The organism is Pseudomonas sp. NPDC079367 (assembly GCF_044542195.1).
GTDB lineage: Bacteria > Pseudomonadota > Gammaproteobacteria > Pseudomonadales > Pseudomonadaceae > Aquipseudomonas.
Genome location: NZ_JBITTW010000001.1, coordinates 667,720 through 688,915 on the forward strand (window position 1 = coordinate 667,720; position 21,196 = coordinate 688,915).

23 protein-coding genes and 2 pseudogenes are annotated in these 21,196 nt (G+C 59.6%); 17 read left to right on the forward strand and 8 right to left on the reverse strand.

Annotated elements, in window-relative coordinates:
- Positions 1–154 precede the first annotated feature (154 nt).
- The 3 genes from ACIGDJ_RS02760 to ACIGDJ_RS02770 are packed head-to-tail and all read left to right on the forward strand — an operon-like array spanning position 155 to position 1,544.
- Positions 155–1,036: a manganese catalase family protein gene (locus ACIGDJ_RS02760; protein ID WP_101162441.1), complete on the forward strand. Its 882-nt coding sequence runs from the start codon at positions 155–157 to the stop codon at positions 1,034–1,036.
- Between the two features lie 52 nt (positions 1,037–1,088).
- Complete coding sequence (locus tag ACIGDJ_RS02765; RefSeq protein WP_101162443.1) at positions 1,089–1,391, forward strand: hypothetical protein; 303 nt, start codon at positions 1,089–1,091, stop codon at positions 1,389–1,391.
- Between the two features lie 12 nt (positions 1,392–1,403).
- Entirely contained in the window at positions 1,404–1,544 is a 141-nt protein-coding gene (locus tag ACIGDJ_RS02770) for a hypothetical protein (protein WP_397478275.1), read from the forward strand.
- A 39-nt stretch (positions 1,545–1,583) separates the two neighbouring features.
- Here ACIGDJ_RS02770 and ACIGDJ_RS02775 read toward each other — a convergent pair whose 3' ends face one another.
- Positions 1,584–2,042: a DNA methylase gene (locus ACIGDJ_RS02775; RefSeq protein WP_397478276.1), complete on the reverse strand. Its 459-nt coding sequence runs from the start codon at positions 2,040–2,042 to the stop codon at positions 1,584–1,586.
- Between the two features lie 132 nt (positions 2,043–2,174).
- Between ACIGDJ_RS02775 and ACIGDJ_RS02780 the strand changes: the two genes are divergently transcribed.
- Positions 2,175–3,758, forward strand: coding sequence for a sensor domain-containing diguanylate cyclase (locus ACIGDJ_RS02780; protein WP_101162445.1), 1,584 nt, complete (start codon positions 2,175–2,177; stop codon positions 3,756–3,758).
- A 3-nt stretch (positions 3,759–3,761) separates the two neighbouring features.
- Here ACIGDJ_RS02780 and ACIGDJ_RS02785 read toward each other — a convergent pair whose 3' ends face one another.
- Positions 3,762–3,998, reverse strand: a complete 237-nt coding sequence (locus ACIGDJ_RS02785) for a hypothetical protein (protein WP_101162447.1) — start codon at positions 3,996–3,998, stop codon at positions 3,762–3,764.
- A 164-nt stretch (positions 3,999–4,162) separates the two neighbouring features.
- On the opposite strand from ACIGDJ_RS02785, the gene ACIGDJ_RS02790 reads away from it, so the two are divergent.
- The 3 genes and pseudogenes from ACIGDJ_RS02790 to ACIGDJ_RS02800 all read left to right on the forward strand — a co-directional run.
- Positions 4,163–4,606, forward strand: a complete 444-nt coding sequence (locus ACIGDJ_RS02790; RefSeq protein ID WP_312998651.1) for a TspO/MBR family protein — start codon at positions 4,163–4,165, stop codon at positions 4,604–4,606.
- Positions 4,549–5,586 carry an alpha/beta hydrolase gene (locus ACIGDJ_RS02795; protein WP_397478277.1) on the forward strand — a complete coding sequence of 346 codons (1,038 nt, stop codon included), beginning with the start codon at positions 4,549–4,551 and terminating at the stop codon, positions 5,584–5,586. The genes ACIGDJ_RS02790 and ACIGDJ_RS02795 overlap by 58 nt, the downstream gene beginning before the upstream one ends.
- 36 nt (positions 5,587–5,622) lie before the next feature.
- A pseudogene (locus tag ACIGDJ_RS02800) lies at positions 5,623–5,823 on the forward strand (glutathione S-transferase family protein); the annotation flags it as partial.
- 39 nt (positions 5,824–5,862) lie between these two features.
- On the opposite strand, the gene ACIGDJ_RS02805 reads toward ACIGDJ_RS02800, so the two are convergent.
- The gene (locus tag ACIGDJ_RS02805; RefSeq protein ID WP_101162453.1) at positions 5,863–6,873 is read right to left on the reverse strand and encodes an NAD(P)-dependent alcohol dehydrogenase; all 1,011 of its coding nucleotides are present in this window, start codon (positions 6,871–6,873) and stop codon (positions 5,863–5,865) included.
- A 157-nt stretch (positions 6,874–7,030) separates the two neighbouring features.
- Here ACIGDJ_RS02805 and ACIGDJ_RS02810 point away from each other — a divergent pair, with 157 nt between their 5' ends.
- From ACIGDJ_RS02810 to ACIGDJ_RS02820, 3 genes and pseudogenes are all read left to right on the forward strand, one after another.
- Positions 7,031–7,945, forward strand: a complete 915-nt coding sequence (locus ACIGDJ_RS02810) for a LysR family transcriptional regulator (protein ID WP_101162455.1) — start codon at positions 7,031–7,033, stop codon at positions 7,943–7,945.
- Between the two features lie 225 nt (positions 7,946–8,170).
- Positions 8,171–8,464 carry a hypothetical protein gene (locus tag ACIGDJ_RS02815; protein WP_101162457.1) on the forward strand — a complete coding sequence of 98 codons (294 nt, stop codon included), beginning with the start codon at positions 8,171–8,173 and terminating at the stop codon, positions 8,462–8,464.
- Positions 8,465–8,632: 168 nt separating this feature from the next.
- Positions 8,633–8,944 (forward strand): annotated as a pseudogene (locus tag ACIGDJ_RS02820) (helix-turn-helix transcriptional regulator); the annotation flags it as partial.
- A 4-nt stretch (positions 8,945–8,948) separates the two neighbouring features.
- On the opposite strand, the gene ACIGDJ_RS02825 reads toward ACIGDJ_RS02820, so the two are convergent.
- On the reverse strand, positions 8,949–9,404 hold the full coding sequence (locus tag ACIGDJ_RS02825; RefSeq protein WP_101162700.1) for a GNAT family N-acetyltransferase: 456 nt from the start codon (positions 9,402–9,404) through the stop codon (positions 8,949–8,951).
- A gap of 133 nt (positions 9,405–9,537) precedes the next feature.
- Here ACIGDJ_RS02825 and ACIGDJ_RS02830 point away from each other — a divergent pair, with 133 nt between their 5' ends.
- Positions 9,538–9,951 carry a PaaI family thioesterase gene (locus tag ACIGDJ_RS02830; RefSeq protein WP_101162459.1) on the forward strand — a complete coding sequence of 138 codons (414 nt, stop codon included), beginning with the start codon at positions 9,538–9,540 and terminating at the stop codon, positions 9,949–9,951.
- An 11-nt stretch (positions 9,952–9,962) separates the two neighbouring features.
- On the opposite strand, the gene ACIGDJ_RS02835 is transcribed toward ACIGDJ_RS02830, so the two are convergent.
- Complete coding sequence (locus ACIGDJ_RS02835) at positions 9,963–10,421, reverse strand: winged helix-turn-helix transcriptional regulator (RefSeq protein WP_397478278.1); 459 nt, start codon at positions 10,419–10,421, stop codon at positions 9,963–9,965.
- 93 nt (positions 10,422–10,514) lie between these two features.
- On the opposite strand from ACIGDJ_RS02835, the gene ACIGDJ_RS02840 reads away from it, so the two are divergent.
- The gene (locus ACIGDJ_RS02840; protein ID WP_312998637.1) at positions 10,515–11,456 is read left to right on the forward strand and encodes an aromatic alcohol reductase; all 942 of its coding nucleotides are present in this window, start codon (positions 10,515–10,517) and stop codon (positions 11,454–11,456) included.
- A gap of 22 nt (positions 11,457–11,478) precedes the next feature.
- On the opposite strand, the gene ACIGDJ_RS02845 is transcribed toward ACIGDJ_RS02840, so the two are convergent.
- Complete coding sequence (locus tag ACIGDJ_RS02845; protein ID WP_397478279.1) at positions 11,479–12,372, reverse strand: LysR family transcriptional regulator; 894 nt, start codon at positions 12,370–12,372, stop codon at positions 11,479–11,481.
- 95 nt (positions 12,373–12,467) lie between these two features.
- On the opposite strand from ACIGDJ_RS02845, the gene ACIGDJ_RS02850 reads away from it, so the two are divergent.
- Positions 12,468–13,634, forward strand: a complete 1,167-nt coding sequence (locus ACIGDJ_RS02850; protein ID WP_397478280.1) for an MFS transporter — start codon at positions 12,468–12,470, stop codon at positions 13,632–13,634.
- A 12-nt stretch (positions 13,635–13,646) separates the two neighbouring features.
- Here the strand turns inward: ACIGDJ_RS02850 and ACIGDJ_RS02855 are convergent, their stop codons facing one another.
- Complete coding sequence (locus ACIGDJ_RS02855) at positions 13,647–14,822, reverse strand: XylR family transcriptional regulator (protein WP_397478281.1); 1,176 nt, start codon at positions 14,820–14,822, stop codon at positions 13,647–13,649.
- Between the two features lie 175 nt (positions 14,823–14,997).
- Here ACIGDJ_RS02855 and xylA point away from each other — a divergent pair, with 175 nt between their 5' ends.
- The 4 genes from xylA to ACIGDJ_RS02875 all read left to right on the forward strand — a co-directional run bounded on the left by xylA (position 14,998) and on the right by ACIGDJ_RS02875 (position 20,309).
- The gene (gene xylA / locus ACIGDJ_RS02860) at positions 14,998–16,314 is read left to right on the forward strand and encodes a xylose isomerase (protein WP_397478282.1); all 1,317 of its coding nucleotides are present in this window, start codon (positions 14,998–15,000) and stop codon (positions 16,312–16,314) included.
- Between the two features lie 147 nt (positions 16,315–16,461).
- Positions 16,462–17,463 (forward strand): D-xylose ABC transporter substrate-binding protein, encoded by a 1,002-nt coding sequence (xylF, locus tag ACIGDJ_RS02865; protein WP_101162473.1) that lies wholly within the window; start codon positions 16,462–16,464, stop codon positions 17,461–17,463.
- 152 nt (positions 17,464–17,615) lie between these two features.
- Positions 17,616–19,172 carry a D-xylose ABC transporter ATP-binding protein gene (gene xylG / locus ACIGDJ_RS02870; protein ID WP_101162475.1) on the forward strand — a complete coding sequence of 519 codons (1,557 nt, stop codon included), beginning with the start codon at positions 17,616–17,618 and terminating at the stop codon, positions 19,170–19,172.
- Positions 19,173–20,309 carry a sugar ABC transporter permease gene (locus ACIGDJ_RS02875; RefSeq protein ID WP_101162477.1) on the forward strand — a complete coding sequence of 379 codons (1,137 nt, stop codon included), beginning with the start codon at positions 19,173–19,175 and terminating at the stop codon, positions 20,307–20,309.
- Positions 20,310–20,576: 267 nt separating this feature from the next.
- On the opposite strand, the gene ACIGDJ_RS02880 is transcribed toward ACIGDJ_RS02875, so the two are convergent.
- Positions 20,577–20,795 (reverse strand): hypothetical protein, encoded by a 219-nt coding sequence (locus ACIGDJ_RS02880; protein WP_101162478.1) that lies wholly within the window; start codon positions 20,793–20,795, stop codon positions 20,577–20,579.
- Positions 20,796–21,196: the final 401 nt, after the last annotated feature.

Below are 21,196 nucleotides of genomic sequence, written 5' to 3' on the forward strand. Positions count from 1 at the left end.
CAACCGTCCTGTTAGCGGAACTTTCCGCGCTCTGCCGCCCGTCCAGCCACTGTGCAAAAAACGAAATTTCTGCCGCGCGCCCTCCTCACAAACTATGCATGCGCCAACGCCCAAAAGGGTCAAGGCGCGATAGCCTGGTCTGAGGAAAATTTGAATGTTCATACATAACAAGCGACTTCAGTACACCGTTCGCGTGGCCGAGCCCAATCCGGGTCTGGCCAATCTGCTTTTGGAACAATTCGGGGGTGCCAATGGCGAGCTGGCGGCAGCGGCCCGCTATTTCACGCAAGCCCTGGCCGAGGAAGATCCGGGCCGTAAAGACCTTCTGCTGGACATTGCCACCGAGGAGTTGAGCCATCTGGAGGTGGTCGGCTCGATCATCGTGATGCTCAACAAGGGTGCGAAGGGCCAGATGGCCGAAGGCGTGCAAGAGGAAGGCGAGTTGTACCGCGCGCTGAACGGCGCCGGTAATGACTCGCATATCACCAGCCTGCTTTACGGTGCAGGCGCACCGCTGGTCAATTCGGCCGGGGTGCCGTGGACAGCGGCCTACGTTGACTCGATCACCGAGCCGACCGCCGACTTCCGTTCCAACATCGCCGCCGAAGCGCGGGCGAAGATCCTCTACGAGCGCCTGATCAACATCACTGATGATCCGGGTGTGAAAGAGGCACTTGGCTTCTTGATGACGCGGGAAATTGCGCATCAACAGTCCTTCGAAAAGGCCCTGCATTCGATCCAGCCCAACTTCCCGCAGGGCAAACTGCCCGGGATGCCTGAGTTCACCCACAAGTACTTCAACATGTCCGGCGAACCCAACGTTCGTGGTCCCTGGAATGAAGGCGGTGCGTGGGAATACGTGGAAAATCCACAGCCGGCAGTCGACGGCGGTGATGGTCTGGCGACCGTCAACCTTCCAGCTGAAGATGAACAAGTGCTTGAGGCGATGAAGATCCGCACGGCCTCCGACCCACTCAGCGAACCGGTGACCGGTGCTGATCTGGGCTCAGGTTACGTACAGGGCAAAGATGTCTGAACCCGGCCCGGCGGCCCCGGACCGGGGTCGCCACTTGCTCAAGGTGAACAACATGAAAAGCAGCAAAGTCACGGCACTGACCTCTGAACATTTTCAACGCTTGATGGAGCACGCGTACGCTGGTTTTGAGCTCGACTGCAAACAGGCCTGTCGAGGAATGAAAGTCAGCATGGCGGTGAATGTATTCGGCTTGGGTACGCTGCTGCCGAATAACTTCGCCGACGAGACCGAAGTTCCGCCTTCCGACGAGCCAGCAACAATCGACGACGCCTCGCCCACGATGCCAGTGGTTGCCAGGCGCGCATTGGCGGCGCGCACCCGATCACTCGACGTGGCTGAAGGATTTCATCGTTAACGGGAGGACTACATGAAAACGCTTGAAAACCGGAAGTCACCCTTCATGCCGATCGTCGCCCCTGGACTCCAGTTTGTGCTGGGCTGCGCGATATTCGCCGGCGGAACGCTGATCATGATGAGCGAACTGGCGGGGAAACTCATTGCGCCGTGATCCTGGCGTCGCGGCGTCGGGCGTAGAGAATTCGCACATTCAGAACAGCACAGCAGCCGCTTCCCTCATGAAGATCTCGACGGTCTTCGGCCCTATCCCCTCGAACTCGGACAGGCGCTTCTCCAGCGCCTTACGATCCGCGCTTGCCGCCACGATGTGACCGACCTTACCGGCGTATTCGCTGTTGAGCTTGTCTGCCAACGCGAGTAATCGCGACGCCGTGCTCTCGTCGTAACGCACGTAACGCGCCTGCCCCAGCATTGACACCAGTTGACGGTGAGTACACTGCGCAAGCTTTTGCGGCGTGTCTTTGTGATGCTGCTCTACTATGACTTGATACGCCTTCGCTGCGATCGCACCTTGAATCCTCTTGCCCATCAGAAAACTGGCAAGCAACCATTTGAACAGGCCGGTTTCGCTGGGGTTTTGCAGATCGATGTTCAAGTCACGGGCCGTGATGATTCCACTCACAAGTCTCACCTCAAAGAGCGCTTCCATTGGAGATATAGACCCGACAAGGCTTGGAACGATCCAACGGCCGCCGCTTGGCCAGGGCAATAGATTGAATTCCAAGGGGAGAAGGAAGGTCATCTTTCAGAGATGCGAGATGACAAGCATAAGGATCTTCAAATGCTCGGTTGCAAACTGCCCGACACGAAAGGGCATGACGCCGCACAACCCGCTCCCATCAAAGCTTCCAGCGAGATAGCCGCTTTCCGCCTGACCGTGATCTTCATGCTGACGGTCATTCTGGCGTTTCTGGGTGTCGAAGGATGGCGGACGTGGCGTGACTACCATTCTGCGTTTTCGTCTGCCCGCAATTCGGTCACCAACCTCGCTCGGGCAACGGCGCAGCATGCCGAGGACGCCATTCGCCAGGTAGACGTGTTGACCGCCGCGCTGGGCGAGCGCGTGGAAGGCGATGGCTTACAAAACATCAACGTGCCTCGCATTCACAAGCTGCTGGTCCAGCAAGCCAAACTGATGCCGCAGTTGCACGGCCTGTTCATCTACGGCCCGGACGGGCAGTGGATTGTCACCGATAAGGAAATTATCCCGGACCCGGCCAACAACGCCGACCGCGATTATTTCCAGTACCACCGCACCCACACCGATCGAAGCGTGCGCATCGGTGATGTCGTCAAAAGCAAATCCACGGATGACCTGATCATCCCGATTTCCCGCCGCTTGAATAACCCGGACGGCTCGTTCGCCGGCGTGCTGCTGGGAACGATCAAGGTCAGTTACTTCGTCGACTATTACGGCGATTTCAAGATTGATGACAAGGGTGCACTGGTACTGGCGTTGCGCAATGGCACCATCCTCGTACGTCGGCCCTTCATCGCCTCGGTGATCGGTCAGAGTCTCGCCGACAGTGAAGTGTTCAAGCGCTACCTGCCCTTATCCAACCAAGGTATTGCCGAGGTCCGGGCCATCGTCGATGGCACCCCGCGTCTGTATGGCTACCGAGCCTTGACCACGTACCCACTGGTGGTGGAAACCGGACTTTCTCGCGAATCGATCATTGCGCCATGGCGTTGGGACTTGATCAAAACCGGATTCGTGCTGTTGTCGGTGATCACCGCGTTCACGGTTTTCGGATTGATTGTTCTGAGGCAACTGCGCCAACGGATGGTGATGGAAAAGGATCTGCGCAAGGCGCACCAGGCGATGAAGGACATGGCGCTGACCGACAGCCTGACCGGACTGGCCAACCGCCGCCGTCTGGACACTGCGCTGGCCGACGAGATTCGCCTGGCCAGACGCCAGGGTTCGTCGATTTCATTGATCATGCTCGACGTTGATCACTTTAAACTCTACAACGACACCTACGGGCATGCGGCAGGTGACGACTGCCTGGCCGCTGTCGGCCAAGCGATTGCGCGAGCGGTCAAGCGACCGGGTGATCTGGCCGTGCGCTATGGCGGCGAGGAGTTTTCCGTGTTGCTGCCCAACACCGATATTCGAGGGGCGGCGCTTGTGGCTCAGGACATACTTCAAACCGTTCGATCCCTGGCGCTCGAGCACAAGGCGCATCCGCTGGGTCACGTCACTGCCAGTGCAGGCATTGCAGTGGCCAAGCCTGCAGACGAGCACGTCACCCCCGCCACCCTGATCGAGTCGGCTGACAAGATGCTCTATGCAGCGAAGCAACGAGGGCGGGATCGCTATTGCAGTGGCGGGGACAGCGGCCTGGAATGCGAAGGGCCGTGAAGGTCAAGCAGTCCGGCTGATCACCCGAATATCCGTCAAACCGACGCGCTCAGCCTGCTCAACAACCTGCTCTGGCGTCGAGTCTGCCGTGGGCATGACCAGGCTGTTCTCCGCATCGCCCAGATGCAGTTCCAGTAGATGCATCGCTGCATCGTGCTCGGCCAGTTGCGCTTCCTTGAGTTCGAGCAGATAAGTACGAGGCTCGCCGTTGAATCGATATTCGATGTGATGGGTGTACATGATGTCGTCCGCGTCGGTGGGTAAATGGCAGTGTTTATCCTGACGCAGCAGTCAGCTTTTAGTTCAACCTCGCTGCCAAATTGCATGTTCAAACAAACTTTTTGCGCAGCGAAGCGTCCTCTTCTTAACTCTCCATAACAGCTGATCACAGCTAAGGACTGGCAATGACCTTTTTCATTTTCCTTCTGGCCTGCGCGGCGGCGGCAACCACCGGCGTGATGTTCAAACCCGGCCCGTGGTACGAATCGCTGACTAAACCCTCTTTCACCCCGCCCAACTGGGCCTTTCCCGTAGCGTGGACGATCATCTACTTGCTGCTGGCCTGGGCCGGTTATCGCCTGAGCCTGATCCCCGGCAGCCAAACGGTGCTGGCCTTGTGGGCCGCGCAAATCGCCCTGAACACGCTGTGGACGCCGGTGTTCTTCGGTGCACATCAGGTGCTGGCGGCGCTGGTGATTCTGGCGGTGCTGTGGGTGGTGGTTGCGGTGATGGTGGTACTCGCCCTGCAACTTGACGTGGTCACCGGGCTGATTCTATTCCCGTACCTGGCATGGCTGAGCGTCGCGGCGGCGCTGAATTGCTCGATCCTGATGAAGAATCGCCTGTGAGCGATTTTCCATGGCCACAAGGCGAGCGCGAGCTGGCGCAGATTCGTGCGTTCAACAAAAAGCTCGCCTGGCTGCCGCGGTTCAAGATCCGCAACCGGCTCACGCCACGGCTGATCCAGGCGTTGCTGCGCGCGGGTCAGGTGGGTGGTGGCCGCAGGCTGCGCCAGCATGGGCTGGCGGCTGAGTGCAAGACCATCGACACGGTGCCGGTGCGGATTATCCGCCCCAAGGGCAAAGCCAAAGGCGTGGTGCTGGATTTCCATGGTGGCGGCTGGGTGATCGGCAATGCGCAGATGGACGACAACTTCAACATTGCCATCGTCAACACCTGCGACGTGGCGGTGGTGTCGGTTGATTATCGGCTGGCCGTGTCGACGCCGATCGAGGGCTTGCTGGAAGACTGCCTGCGCGCCACTCGCGGCATTTTGAACGGTGGTGAGTTTGCGGGTTTGCCCGTAGTTGTCGTCGGTGAATCGGCTGGCGGGCATTTGGCAGCGGCCACCCTGCTCGCCCTCAAATCTTCGCCGCAGCTGCTGCAACGGATCTGCGGTGCGCTGCTCTACTACGGCGTCTATGACCTGACCGGCACGCCCAGTGTGCGCACCGCGCCGGCCGATACTCTGGTGCTTGACGGCCCGGGAATGGTCGAAGCGTTACGCCTGCTTACCCCCGATATCAGCGATGAACAACGACGTCAGCCCCCGCTGTCGCCGCTGTATGGCGACTTCAGTGGGCTGCCACCAGCGCTGCTGTTTGCCGGTGAGCTCGATCCGCTGCGCGATGACACGCTGCTCATCGCCGAGCGCTGGCAACACACGGCGCCGGTGGAAATGTATAGGCTGCCGGAGTGTCCGCATGGGTTCATTCACTTCCCCACAGCCACTGCTGACCATGTGCTGGCTTACAGCCGGCAGTGGATCTCGGCACGACTGGCAAGCTACTTGGCGAAATCCGCCGACATCAGCCCAGCGCTTTCGTAGCTGCCGATCAATTCATCAAACAATGCAATGTCCCCTCGTCATCAGCCGCTCGTGGCCGGCACCAGTTTTTCCATGGCCGATATTGCCGTGTTGGGCGCAATGATCTTCTCGGCGCTGGTTGAGCTGGAAGTCCCCGAAGACTGCACAGCACTGCGCGAATGGCACGCGCGCATGCAGCAACGCCCGAGTGTGCAGCAATGGCGCGCGATGGTTGAGCCCGGCGAACCGCAAACCTGAAACGAGAAAAAAGGCGCCTTCCCTGGCGCCTCACTTGCTTCAGCCCACCTTGATCACAACCTTGCCAAACGCCCCTTTCGCCAGATGCTCATAGGCCTCGCGCGCTTGTTCAAACGGATACACATGGTCGATCACCGGGCGAATGTCGTGCTCGGCGAGGAACACGTTCATCCGGTCGAACGATGAACGCGGTGCTACCGCGATGCCGCGAATCGTGGTCTGGCGGAAGATCAGCGGCATCAGGTTCAGCTCGACTGTCTGCCCTGTGAGAAAGCCGATCTGCGCAATCCGCCCCGAGGCCTTGGTCGCTGCTACCGACTGATTGATGCCATTGCCTCCCGCCACATCGAGCAGCAGATCCACACCCTTGCCGTCAGTGAGTTTCAGCACCTCGTCCGCCCAGTTCGGCGTGGTGCGGTAGTTGATACCGGCGACAGCACCCAGACGTTTTACCGCATGCAGGTTGTCATCGCTGCTTGAGGTTGCGATGACTTTGGCGCCCAGCGCCGTGGCGATCTGTACGGCGAAAATCGATACGCCGCCGGTGCCCTGCACCAACACGGTCTGGCCCGGTTGGATGGCACCGAAATCGACCAGTGCGTACCACGCGGTGAGCGCGGCGATCGGCAGCGTCGCCGCCTCTTCATCGCTCATGTTGGCCGGCGCGCCGACGGCACTGTCCTCGTGGATGATCATGTATTCGGCGAGGCCTCCGGGCAGCGGCGAGCCGAAGCAATAATCCGGCTCATTCGGTCCCGGCTCGCCGTCCAGCCAGCGCGAATACAGATGCGAATTGACCCGGTCGCCAATCTTGAAGCGGGTAACGCCGTCGCCGATGGCAACCACGGTACCAGCGGCATCGCTTACCGGGATCAGCGGTTTCGGCACCAGGTGCGGCTCATAGATGCCGTCAACGATGGCCTTGTCGCGAAAATTCAGCGAGACCGCGCCGACCTTGACGAGCAGTTCGCCAGCCTTGGGCTGCGGCGTTTGCGTCTCGCCCGGTTGCAGATTGTCGAGCCCGAAATCTTTCAGTAACCACGCTTTCATGATGAGTCTCCAAACGCGTTATTGGCCACAAACCCTGAGCAGGTTTGCCTTGGGCCCATGATTGGCTTTTATGCCAACGCAATAAATGCTTGGAAACAGACAGGATTGTTCTACTCTGAGGCAACAAAGCCAGACACTGAAGCTCACCGGGAAAGTCATGGAATTACTGCAATCGATGCGCCTGTTCGCCCGACTGGCGGAGCTGGGCAGTTTCACCAAAGCGGCGCAGTCACTGGATATCGGCCGGCCGCAGGTCACTCGCTATATTCAGGAGCTGGAAACCTCACTCGGCGTGCGCCTGTTCCAGCGCACTACGAGGAAAGTCGCACTCACCGCCGAGGGTGAACTTTTCTATCAGCGGGTACAGGAAATCCTGGCCGAGATCACCGCCGCCACCACGATGTTCGATCGCACCGGAGCCACGCTGTCCGGCCGACTGCGTATCGATATCCCCACCGCGTTCGCGCAGCTGGAATTCATCAAAAGCCTGCGCGAATTCACCGACGCCTACCCCGGCATCGACATGGTGCTGGGCGTCACCGATCGCACGGTTGATCTGGTCGGCGAAGGCATTGATTGTGCGCTGCGCATCGGCGAGTTGCCTGATTCAACCCTGATCGCCCGCCCCATCGCGCAGGCGACCATGGTCACCTGCGCCGCGCCCGAGTATCTGCGCGAGCACGGCACACCCGAAACGCTTGCAGAGCTGGCGAACCATCAAGGCGTTAACTTTTTGTCTGGCCAGAACAACCGCACCTTGCCCTGGCAGTTTTCAGTTGAGGGCAAGCAGAAAACCTGCGTCAGCCGCAAAGGCATTACCGTCACCGAGTCGAACGCCTATGTGCAGTGTGGCGTGTCGGGCTTCGGCATTATTCAGGCACCGGGTATCGCGGTGGCCGAGCATCTGGCCAGCGGAGCATTGGTAGAGATCCTGCAACCGCTGCGCCCCGCGCCTCGGCCAGTATCGCTGCTGTACCCGAGCCGCACGCATTTGCCGGCGCAGGTACAGATGTTTATCGAATGGCTGCAGGTGCGGTTTGTGCAGTTACATGCGGGGTGGGTAGAAGGCTGAATCTGACGTTACCCTGCAAGTTCTGCAGTCAGCACATCTACGATTTGAAATCGATGGCTGTTTTCAATCAGGCAGAATCAGGCAAATCGCCAACAGTATCCGCCTAACGCCACCGGCGTCCTGCCCCCTAATCTGAACCCATGCAGAACACACCACTGCAACGGGTTAACCAGAGACTGATCTGAACGACCCGGACCTCAATCCCATTTGACCGGAGTCACCGCCATGAAAACTGTAAACCGACTGATCGCCGTCGCGGCCTTCGCCCTCAGCGCCAGCGCATTCGCCCTACCGAGCAATCAGGAAGAGCGTTTCTTCACCCGGGTCAGCGAACCACAGCAGACCTTTGCCGCCGATGGTTCGCAGCGTACGCCCCAGGGCCAGGCGGTGGCTGAAGACGGTTATGACAAGACCCCGCAAGGCCAGGCCATCGCTGCCGACGGCTCAGACCGCACCCCATTGGGTGAGGCTCTGGCCGCTGATGGATCGGACCGCACACCGGGTCGTCGCGCAGCCTAAGCGCGTGTTGCCAAGAGGCGAAAGTCCTGCGGGTTTGAGACCTGCAGGACTTTCCCGCTTTCTGGGCGCCAGCGCTAAACAACTGGATTCAGAACCTTGTTGATAGGATCAGGCAATACTTCGATCCGATCCGGCATAGTCCAACAGCGTCATATCACCATGCCGGGGATCGCCTCCCTGGCCGAGGAAGCGCAGATGAGCATGCCGAATTTTCATCTGCACTTTCGCAAGGTCACCGATTCCTCGCCGATGCAGTATTTGAAGTCGACGCGATTGCACCAGGCGCGACTGCTGATGCTGCGTAACGACCTGACTGCGGCAAAAACTGCCTTTCCGGTCGGCTACGAAAGCGCCTCGCAATTCAGCCGCGACTTCAAACGCCTCTTCGGCCGCACGCCGCTCGCGGAAGTGGCGTGGATGAAACAGGCCTATGCGCTGCCGGCACCGACGACTGCTTCGCCGTTTGTGTCGTCGCATTGACGGTCTAACGTTTCAACGTTTTCGCCATGATGATCGTGCGCTCCGTCTGATGAAGTTCATCTCTGATCTTCTTGAAGCCAAGCGAAGCATAAAAGCCTTCTGCGGTGATTGAGGAAGGAACGCGCAGCAGTTCGAAACCAGCGTCCACGGCCAGGGACTGAATGCGCTCCATCAATTGCCTGCCAATACCCATTCCCTGAAAGTTCGGGTCGACAAATACACTTCGAACAACGTCTCGATCGAGACTCGCCGTTGCGACGATTTGACTGTCGAGCGCAGCGACCAGCACCTGACGTTCAGCCAACAAGCGAAGGATCTTCGAGGGCGAAAAACTTTCCATCACTCGATCAAGGATTTCGGCTGGATAGTCGCCAGCATTACTCTCACGGAGCGTCTTGATGATCGTTTTACTGATAGCCGGCGCATCCGCATCTTTTGCGATTTGAATTTGAATATTCACCCGTGGCTCCTTGCCTGTCAGTGTCATGTCTCGCGCACTTATCGCAGTAAATTCCACATACGCATAGTGCTTGCCCCGTCTTGCGATTCCTCGCTCAATCGCACAGGTCAGTCCCCCGTAGCAGGATGGGAACATGAACATCACGGCCATTGCCGAAGGCTTCACTCCATTCACCCGCAGCAGCCCGTTGCTGGATCTGCTCGGCCCGATCTACGCAAGGGGTCAGGGGCTGCAATTGGAACTGGGCTTGCTGACCGACTCCCGCCACGCCAATGGTCGCGGTACTTTGCATGGCGGTGTATTGGCGACTTTGGCCGATGTCGGCATGGGCTACGCCATGGCCTTCTCCAGCGATCCGCCGCAGCCGTTGATCACGGCGAGCATGACCCTGGATTATCTCGGCGCGGTGCACATCAACGAATGGCTCGAAGTGCGTCTTGAGTACTCCAGAAAAGGACGTCAACTGGCGTTTGCTGGCGTCAGTCTGCATGTCGGTGAGCGAACGGTCGCGCGCGCCAGTGCCGTGTTCGCCGTGCCGACGAGTTAAAGCGCGAACCATCAGTCTGACGCTTCAGCAGCGTCCCGCGCCTGCACAGGAATTTGCCAGGAAGGTTTCCTGCCGGTCTGGCTATCGAATGTACGTCGTGCTTCACGGAACCCCTCGACGTTTTCCACCACCCAGGTCCAGATCGGCGACATCCGCACCAGCAGTCCCATACCCAATGGCGTGAGTTCGTACTCGACGTGCGGCGGCACCTGGTCGAGCTCTCGCCGGGTCAGCAGGCCGTCGCGTTCCAGCGCACGAAGGGTTTTGGTCAACATGCGCTGAGTCACGCCGGTCATCTGCCGTTTGATCTCGGCATGGCGCATCGTGCCGTACACACCCAGAGCATGGAGGATGCCCAGAGACCAACGGCTGCCGGCGTGAGCGAGAACTTCGCGACGCACGCCATCATCGTCTCGTCTGAGCGTCTGGCAGATCGCTTCTGCCTCACTGAGCGCTTGCTGATCAGTCATTTCTTCACCTGGTATCACGCGTGTGCCTTCTTCTGAATGCCGCCCGATCGTGCCAGCATTTGCCGATCTTACATGCAGATCCCAGGAGACATCATGACCGAATCGACCACCCCTTCCCCGCAATCCATTCTCGTCCTGGGCGCAGGTGAGCTCGGCCTGCCGGTGTTGCGCAACCTTGCGCGCGTGGCAAAGCGCTCGCCCGGCAGCACGATCAGCGTCCTGCTCAGGGCCTCGACGATCGACAGTCAGGTGCCGGAAAAGAAAGCCGAAATCGATGAACTGCGCAGGCTCGGCGTGCACATGGTGGCGGCAGATCTGGTCAACGATTCGATCGAACAACTGGCCGAAGTCTTCGCACCGTTCGATACCGTCATCGGCTGCGCCGGCATGGTCGCCGGTCGCGAGACGCCGATGAAGCTGGCGACCGCCGCGCTCAAGTCCGGCATCAAGCGCTACTTTCCCTGGCAGTTTGGCGTAGATTTCGAGGTGATCGGCCGGGGCAGTCCGCAGGATCTGTTCGATGCTCAGCTCGACGTGCGCGAACTGCTGCGCGCGCAGGACAAAACCGAATGGGTGATCATCTCGACCGGCATGTTCACCAGTTTCCTGTTTGAGCCAGTGTTTGAAGTCGTTGATTTTGAGAATGGCGCTGTCAACGCCCTGGGCAGCCTGGACACCAGCGTGACGCTCACGACCCCGGGCGACATCGGTAAGCTGACCGCAGAAATCGTTTTTTTCGAGCCGCGCTTGCGCAACGAGATCGTGTATCTGTCTGGCGACACGCTGACCTATGGACAGGTTGCGAGCCTTCTCGAACGCGTGCTCGGGCGGCCCTTCAAGCGTAACGTCTGGACAGTGCCGCACCTGATGCAGGAACTGGAAAAAGACCCTACGCATCACATCAAAAAGTACCGCGCGGTGTTTGCCCAAGGTCGAGGTGTGGCGTGGCCGAAAGCGGGTACGTTCAATGAGCAGCAGACGATACAGGTCACGACGGCCGAGCAGTGGGCGCGGGAAAATCTTGCGAACGAGTGAAAGCAAATGCCGCGCAGCACGCCTATATCCGATGCTGCTCCAGCAAAAAATCCACAAACAACCGCACCCGCACCGGCATCGCTGCGCCGCCGACGAACACCGCATGAATCGGTTCCTCATCGCCCGGGTTAAACGTTTGCAGCAGCGGGATCAGCGTGCCGCGCTGCAAATCCTCCCTGACGGTGAACTCGCCAATGCGCGCAATGCCGGCGCCGAGTCGGGCGAACTGGGCCAGTGCTTCGCCGCTGCTGCATTCAATGTTGCCGCTGACCTTCAGGGAAAATTCCTTGCCGTCGCGGATGAACGGCCAGTTGGCTTCGGCACGGCGGAAGTTGAAGCGCAGGCAGTTGTGTTTGAGCAGGTCTTCGGGTTGCTGAGGCGTGCCGTGGCGTTGCAGATAGTCAGGCGATGCCACCACGACCTGGCCGGTGTGGCCGAGCCGGCGCGCGGTGAGTGGGCTGTCGGGCAGATGGCCGAAGCGGATGGCAACGTCCGCCTGACCGGCGAGGATGTCGACGACTTCGTCGCCAAGGCTGAGGTCGACGACGATGTTCGGGTAGCGGGCGGTGAAGGCTGCGACCAGCGGCACAATGGTCAGCCGTCCATGGCCAAGGGCGGCACTGACACGCAAGCGGCCCTTGGGTACGCCTTGATCGGTAATGGCCCCTTCCACTTCGTCCATATCGGCCAGAATCCGCCGGGCACCGCGCAGGAAGGCCTCGCCCTCGGCGGTGAAAGTCAGTGCGCGGGTGGTGCGCAACAAAAGACGCGTGCCCAGTCGCTGTTCGGCGCGGGCGATGATGCGACTGACCGCCGAGGGTGTCAGCCCCAATGCGCGCGCGGCCGCCGATAAGCTGCCCTCCTGCGCCACGGTGACGAACACGCTCATTTCGCCTGACCTGCCGTTGAAGTCCATTCGTGCCTCTTGCGCAAAGGTGATTGCCAAAATCGCTATCTACCGCCTTAAAACGATGGATCGTAGCATTGGCGGCATAGATGAGGAGACTTTCCATGCGTATCAATCCACCACTTGTTGCACTCGCTGTAGGCGCCTTCGGCATCGGCGTGACCGAATTCGCGCCGATGGGCATGTTGCCCGGCATCGCTGCCGATCTCGGCGTTTCCATTCCCGCTGCGGGGTTGTTGGTCAGTGCCTACGCTTTGGGCGTGCTGCTCGGCGCGCCGCTGATGACCCTGACCACTGGCAAGATCCCCCGGCGCTACCTGCTGATCGGGCTGATGGCGATTTTCACCCTGGGTAATCTGATGTCGGCGCTGGCCACCGATTACTACAGCCTGATGGTCGCCAGGGTGATCACCTCGCTCAATCACGGTGCGTTCTTTGGCGTCGGCTCCGTAGTTGCCGCCAGCGTGGTCGCGCCGCAAAAACGTGCCGGCGCCGTGGCGGCAATGTTCATGGGCCTGACGTTGGCGACTATCGGCGGTGTGCCGCTGGCGGCCTGGTTTGGTGAGCTGTTTGGCTGGCGCACCGCGTTCTGGGGCATTACCGGCCTCGGCGTGCTGACCATAGTCGCGTTGTGGTTCGCCCTGCCCAATCTGAAAGCAGAGCAAGGCGCCGGTGCATTGGCGGAAATTCGTGTATTGGGCCGAGGTCCGGTGCTGGCCGCGCTGGCCCTGACCGTGGTCGGCTCAAGTGCGATGTTCACCGTGTTCACCTACATCGCACCGATTCTCAGCAGCGAAACCCACGCCTCCGCCGCGTTCATCACCGCCATGCTGGTGCTGTTCGGCGTCGGTTTGACCTTGGGCAACATGTGGGGTGGCAAGGCGGCTGACCGGTCGATCGACCGCACCCTGATCGTGTCGCTGAGCGCATTGATTGTAGTGTTGCTGGCGTTCACTGTGCTGATGCGCTGGCCGCTGCCGGCCGCCGTCGCCATTCTGATCTGGGGTTTCGCCAGCTTCGCTCTGGTGCCGCCGCTGCAGATGCGCGTGATGGAAGCGGCCAAGGACGCGCCGAATCTGGCTTCGGCGGTAAACATCGGTGCGTTCAATTTCGGCAACGCGATCGGCGCGGCGCTGGGTGGCGCGGTGATCAATGCCGGGCTGGGTTATCCGGCGATTTCTCTGGCCGGGGCGGCGATGGCCGCTCTGGGCCTGCTGATGGTGCTGGCGTTTGCCTGGCGCTCCAGAGCCAGTGCCGCTGCGCTGGCGTAAGTCTTCGCAGCGCTACGCCCCGCCCTGCTGATATTCGCGGGGCGTGCAGCCGAACTCGCGACGGAACACCGTGTGCAGATATTGCGCAGACTTGAAGCCGCAGGCCTGGGCAATGTCGGCAATCGCAGCATCGGTGTTTTTCAAACCACTGGTGGCCGCCGCCAGTTTGAAACGCAAGATTTCGTCATGCACGCTGCAACCGCGCTCGGCGCGAAAATGCGCTTCCAGTGATGAGCGCGACACGCCGACATAGGCCGCCACTTGCGCGGTCTTGATGCCCTGGCAGGCATATTGGCGGATGAACAGCAGCGCTTGCATCACGTAGGGATTGCCCAGCGGCTGATGCAGGCTCGACACCTGCACATTGACCGCGTCCGGCGGAACCAGGATTTGCGTGCCGGTGGACGGCATGCCGTGGAGCATCTGGTGCAGCAGCTGCGCGGCGGTGCGGCCCATGGTTTCGGTGCCTTGAATCACCGAGCTCAGCGGCACACGCGTCAGGCTGCGGGTCAGCGGGTCGTTGTCGATGCCGATCAGCGCGACCTGCTCCGGCACGGCGATGCCGGCGGTCAGGCAGGCTTGCAGCAACTGCCGAGCGCGGGCGTCGCTGACGGCGATGATACCGATCGGTTTGGGCAGGCTGTGCAGCCAGGCGATCAGTTGTTCGACGGCGCTGTCCCATAGCGGTGCGCTGGTGCCCATGCCGCGATAGACCTCAGCGTGCAGGCCGTCGCGCTGCATCAGTTTACGAAAGGCTTTTTCCCGCTCCTGCGCCCAGCGATTGGCTTGCGCCTGCGGCAGGCTGAAACAGGCAAAGCGCTGCAGCCCCGCCTCGACCAGATGCGAATACGCCAGGCTGATCAAGGCATTGTTATCGGTGGCGACGTAGGGAATCGCTTTCGGATAGGCGCGCGCATCCTCGTAGGAGCCGCCCACCGCCACCACCGGTAAATGAATATCGGCCAGCGCCTCGCCGATCAGCGGATCGTCGAAGTCGGCAATGATGCCGTCACCCTGCCAGCGCTCGATGCCCTTCAAGCGGCAGAGAAAATCCTCCTCCAGAAACAAGTCCCAGGAAGCGCGGGTGCTGCTCAGGTAGTTGCCGATGCCGCTGATGATTCCACGGTCGTAGATCTTGCTGCCGTTGAACAACAGGGCAATGCGGTGCACGGGCGGTAAGCTTTTCATTGTTTTTAGGCTGTTCCGGGCCGCCTTGTCGCGGCGACGATGGACACAGACTAGGCGCGAAGCCGCCGAATCTCAATACGCAAAATCGCACTCGCTGTTGAGGCTTTTCATAATCAGCAGGTGCGGGGCCGTTGCTAGTATCGAGACACCGCCAAGAACAACAAGGACAACGTCCATGCAGTATTTCCCCCATATCGAGCCGGTTCGCTACGAAGGCCCGAACAGTGATTCGCCCCTCGCTTTCCGCCACTACGACGCCGACAAACTGATCCTCGGCAAACCCATGCGCGAACACCTGCGCATGGCCGCCTGCTACTGGCACACCTTCGTCTGGCCGGGCTCCGATGTGTTCGGCGCCGGCACCTTCAAACGCCCCTGGCAACGCAGCGGCGAGCCGATGCAACTGGCCATCGGCAAGGCTGAAGCGGCGTTCGAGTTCTTCAGCAAACTGGGCATCGATTACTACTGCTTTCACGACACGGACGTCGCCCCCGAAGGCAACTCGCTGAAGGAGTACCGCGAACACTTCGCGCAAATGGTCGATCGCCTAGAGCAGCATCAGGAACAGAGCGGCATCAAGTTGCTCTGGGGCACGGCCAACTGCTTCAGCAATCCGCGTTTTGCCGCCGGTGCTGCGAGCAATCCGGATCCGGAAGTATTCGCCTGCGCTGCCGCACAAGTATTCAGTGCCATGAACGCAACGCATCGCCTCAAGGGCTCCAACTACGTACTGTGGGGTGGCCGCGAAGGCTACGAAACCCTGCTTAACACCGATTTGAAACGCGAGCGCGAACAACTCGGGCGCTTCATGCGCATGGTCGTCGAACACAAGCACAAAATCGGTTTCACCGGCGACCTGCTGGTCGAACCCAAGCCGCAGGAGCCGACCAAGCACCAATACGATTACGACAGCGCCACGGTGTTCGGCTTTCTCCAGCAGTACGGCCTGGAGAAGGAAATCAAGGTCAACATCGAGGCCAACCACGCGACCCTGGCCGGTCACAGCTTCCATCACGAAATCGCCACCGCCGCCTCGCTGGGGATTTTCGGCAGCATCGACGCCAACCGTGGCGATCCACAGAACGGCTGGGACACCGATCAATTCCCCAACAGCGTCGAAGAAATGACCCTGGCAACCTATGAAATTCTCAAGGCCGGCGGCTTCAAGAATGGCGGTTTCAACTTCGACTCCAAGGTGCGCCGTCAGAGCCTCGACGAGATCGACCTGTTCCACGGTCACGTTGGCGCCATGGACGTCCTTGCCCTGTCGCTGGAACGCGCCGCCGCGATGGTTGAGAACGATCAACTGCAAACCCTCAAGGATCAACGTTACGCCGGCTGGCGTCAGCCGTTCGGGCAAGCGGTGATGGCAGGCGATTTCAATCTTGAGTCGCTGGCCGAGCACGCGTTCACCAACGAGTTGAACCCGCAAGCCGTCAGTGGCCGCCAGGAAATGCTCGAAAATATCGTCAACCGTTACCTCTATCGCTGATTGCCGAGACCCTCTGCCGACGCAACGACGCTGTGACAATTGCACGACAATTCTGTGCCTGCTGCGCCGGCAGATTCTCTACAGTTCTACCAGCCCGATTCATCGTCAGGCCGTGTCTTTCCAACAAAAATAAAAGGACGCACCACCATGAAGAACCTGAAACGTACGCTGTTGGCCAGTGCCCTGGCGCTGCTGGCCCTGCCGGTAATGGCTGACGCTACCCACCCGAAAATCGGTTTCTCGATTGATGACCTGCGCCTGGAACGCTGGTCGCGCGATCGCGATTACTTCGTCGCGGCGGCGGAAAAAATGGACGCCAAAGTCTTCGTGCAATCGGCGGACGCCAACGAGCAGAAGCAGATTTCGCAAATCGAAAACCTGATCTCTCGCGGCGTCGATGTGATTGTCATCGTGCCATTCAACGCCACGGTGCTGACCAACGCGGTGGCCGAAGCGAAGAAAGCCGGGATCAAAGTGGTGTCTTATGACCGGCTGATTCTCAACGCCGATGTCGACGCCTACATTTCCTTCGATAACGAAAAGGTCGGCGAAATGCAGGCCAGCGGAGTGCTGAAAGCAGCGCCCAAGGGCAATTACTTTCTGCTAGGCGGTGCGCCGACCGACAACAACGCCAAGATCCTGCGTGAAGGCCAGATGAAGGTGCTGCAACCGGCCATCGACAAGGGCGATGTCAAGATTGTCGGCCAGCAATGGGTCAAGGAATGGAACCCGACCGAAGCGCTGAGCATTGTGGAAAACGCCCTGACCCGTAACAACAACAAAATCGACGGCATCGTCGCCTCCAACGATGCCACCGCCGGCGGTGCGATTCAGGCGCTGGCCGCCCAGCAACTGGCCGGCAAAGTGCCGATTTCCGGGCAGGACGCTGACCTCGCGGCGGTCAAACGCGTGATCGCCGGCACGCAAACCATGACCGTATACAAACCACTGAAACTCATCGCGTCCGAAGCGGCCAGGCTCTCGGTGCAACTGGCACGCAACGAGAAACCGGCCTACACCTCGCAGTACGACAACGGCAGCAAAAAGGTCGACACCATCCTGCTGACACCCACGCCGTTGACCAAGGACAACATCGACTTGCTCGAACAGGACGGCTTCTACACCAAGGCACAGATTGCCGGGCAGTGATCCTTTGGTTATGAGGAACCTTGTGGGAGCGAGCTTGCTCGCGAAGACGCTGGTTCAGCTTGCATCGTGAACGAATGTGCTGACGCCTTCGCGAGCAAGCTCGCTCCGACAGGTTCCGTGTTTTCTGAGCCCCTGGAATACGAGCCCTGGTTATGTCCGACTATCTGCTGCAAATGAACGGCATCGTCAAGACCTTCGGCGGTGTCAAAGCGCTCAACGGCATCGACATCAAGGTTCGGCCCGGCGAATGCGTGGGTCTGTGTGGCGAGAATGGTGCCGGCAAGTCGACGCTGATGAAGATCCTCTCGGCGGTCTATCCCCATGGCACCTGGGACGGCGAAATCCTCTGGGACGGCCAACCGCTCAGGGCGCAATCAATCAGCGAAACCGAAGCCGCCGGCATCGTCATCATCCATCAGGAACTGACCCTGGTGCCCGATCTGTCGGTGGCCGAAAACATCTTCATGGGCCATGAGCTGACGCTGCCCGGCGGGCGCATGAACTACCCGGCGATGATCCACCGTGCCGAAGCCTTGATGCGTGAATTGAAAGTGCCGGACATGAACGTGTCGCTGCCGGTTTCGCAGTACGGCGGCGGCTACCAGCAATTGGTGGAAATCGCCAAGGCCCTGAACAAACAGGCGCGTCTGCTGATTCTCGATGAGCCCTCCTCGGCCCTGAGCCGCTCGGAAATCGAAGTGCTGCTCGACATCATCCGCGACCTCAAAGCCAAGGGCGTTGCCTGCGTCTACATCTCGCACAAACTCGATGAGGTCGCCGCCGTATGCGACACCATTTCGGTGATCCGTGACGGCAAACACATCGCCACCACCGCCATGACAGACATGGATATTCCACAGATCATCACGCAGATGGTCGGCCGCGAAATGAGCAATCTTTACCCCAGCGAGCCGCATGAGATCGGCGAGGTGATTTTCGAGGCGCGCCACGTCACTTGCTACGACGTCGACAACCCCAGGCGCAAACGGGTCGACGACATTTCCTTCAGCCTCAAACGTGGCGAAATTCTCGGGATTGCCGGGCTGGTCGGGGCCGGCCGGACCGAATTGGTGACTGCGCTGTTCGGCGCTTACCCCGGGCGTCACGAAGGCGACGTCTGGCTGGACGGCCAACCGATCGACACGCGCACGCCGCTCAAGGCGATCCGCGCCGGCCTGTGCCTGGTCCCTGAAGATCGCAAGCGCCAGGGCATCATTCCCGACCTCGGCGTCGGCCAGAACATCACCCTCGCCGTGCTCGAGAGTTATTCGAAAATGACCCGCATCGATGCCGAAGCCGAGCTGGGTTGCATCGACCGGGAAATCTCCCGTCTGCATCTGAAGACCGCAAGTCCGTCCCTGCCGATCACCAGCCTGTCGGGCGGTAACCAGCAGAAAGCCGTTCTGGCGAAAATGCTGCTGGCCAAACCGCGCGTGCTGATTCTCGACGAGCCGACCCGAGGCGTGGACGTCGGCGCCAAGTACGAGATCTACAAGTTGATGGGCGCGCTGGCCGCCGAAGGCGTGTCGATCATCATGGTTTCGTCGGAGCTGGCCGAAGTGCTCGGCGTGTCCGACCGCGTATTAGTGATCGGCGAGGGCCAGTTGCGCGGTGACTTCGTCAACCATGAGCTGACCCAGGAACAAGTACTCGCCGCCGCGCTCAGCCAGCCCGGCAGCCATAACAATAACGATTGGAAAACCGCGTAAATGAATCAGGTCAAACAACTGTTCACCCGCTACAAGATGCTCGCGCTGGTATTTGCCGTGGTGCTGATCTGGCTGTTCTTCAGCTGGCAGACCGAGGGCGGCTTCCTCACCCCGCGTAACCTTTCCAACCTGCTGCGGCAGATGTCGATCACCGGAATCCTGGCTTGCGGCATGGTGCTGGTGATCATCAGTGGCGAGATCGATTTGTCGGTGGGCTCATTGCTAGGCCTGCTCGGTGGTCTGGCGGCAATACTCGACGTGGTTTATCACATTCCGCTGCTGGCGAATCTGAGTCTGGTCGCCCTGTGCGGCCTGATGATCGGCCTCGCCAACGGCTACATGGCGGCATACTTGCGCATCCCGTCCTTTATCGTCGGCCTGGGCGGCATGTTGGCGTTTCGCGGGATTTTGCTGGGGATTACCGGCGGCACCACCATTGCCCCGGTCTCGCCGGAGCTGGTCTACGTCGGCCAGGGTTATCTGCCCCACGCGATCGGCACTGGCCTGGGTATTGTGCTGTTCGTGCTGACGATTTTTCTGACCTGGAAACAACGGCGCAATCGCGCCCTGCATGGCCTGGCGGCGCATTCACTGGTGCGTGATGTTGTTCGCGTGCTGGTGATCGGCGCGGTGCTCGCCGGTTTCGTCCAGACCCTCAACAGCTACGACGGCATTCCGGTGCCGGTGCTGCTGTTGCTGATCCTGCTCGGGGTGTTCAGCTACGTCACCAGCCAGACCGTGTTCGGCCGCCGGGTCTACTCGGTCGGCAGCAACATGGAAGCAACGCGCCTGTCGGGGATCAATGTGCAGGCGGTCAAGCTGTGGATCTTCGGCATCATGGGCGTGATGTGCGCCCTCGCCGGCGTGGTCAACACCGCACGCCTCGCCGCCGGCTCACCGTCCGCCGGGAGCATGGGCGAACTCGACGCCATCGCCGCCTGCTTTATCGGCGGCACCTCCATGCGCGGCGGTTCCGGCACCGTTTACGGCGCCCTCCTCGGCGCGCTGGTGATCACCAGCCTGGACAACGGCATGTCGATGCTCGATGTGGATAGCTACTGGCAGATGATCGTCAAGGGCAGCATTCTGGTGTTGGCGGTCTGGGTGGATGTGAGTACGCGCACGGCGCGGCGTTGACAGCGATGTCGTGGATTACATTATTGATTTACTGGCCCATCGCATAGGCGTTTTTGTACTGGGTTATTGAGCGGCGGGGGGTTCAAGGGTGAGCGTGGCTTTGCCTGGGTTGGACAGCAATAATTGGCGGAGCAATCTTGTGGAAGCCCTTCGTGGTTTTTATTGCTTGGCTGATTGATCGCAGCACCAACAGTGATCAATAAAACGACAAATCAAAACTGATGGGCATCGGCATGTCCGGCGCCCCGCTTTACTTGAAAGCCGACATCAGCGCTTCGCCGGGGGCTTGAACTGACGGTCAATCACCAGCATCTTCGCGGCGCACAGGGCCAAACGCTCGTCGATCACCCGCTCCTGTTCGGTTTGGAGACAGGTCTCACAAAGCCCCGCATGGCCGGCGCTTGCCTTGTAACGTTCTGCTTGCAGCGAGGTTTTGTACAGCTTATTGCAATTTGTACAAGTTTGACGCAGGTCGTCGTTTTCCATGGCCCTTCTTCCTGTCAAGGCACAATCGGGTCATCAACCATTACATGAGGCGAATTAAACTTGTATAGAAAAAATTTCGATTGCCGCTTCGTTTGCAAGACTTCCTGATTAACAGAACCTTCAGAGTACTTGCACTTGCGTGCCAACTTAGTTGTATCAACTGCGAAATTGCACGGTTCTGCTTAATAAACGCAGCAATATTCATCATGAAGAAAAATAATCTTTAAATGCCACCATCGGCATCTAACTTCATTTGATTTTGTCGTTCCGCTTAGCTTCTTTCCACAAACTAGCTCAGTGAAAAACAAAAGTTCCTTATACCAGAAGCGCGGTCTGTATAACTTATTTTCAACCGATACGAACGCATGTCGAGTTGTTAGAAAAATCTATGAATTTCCTGG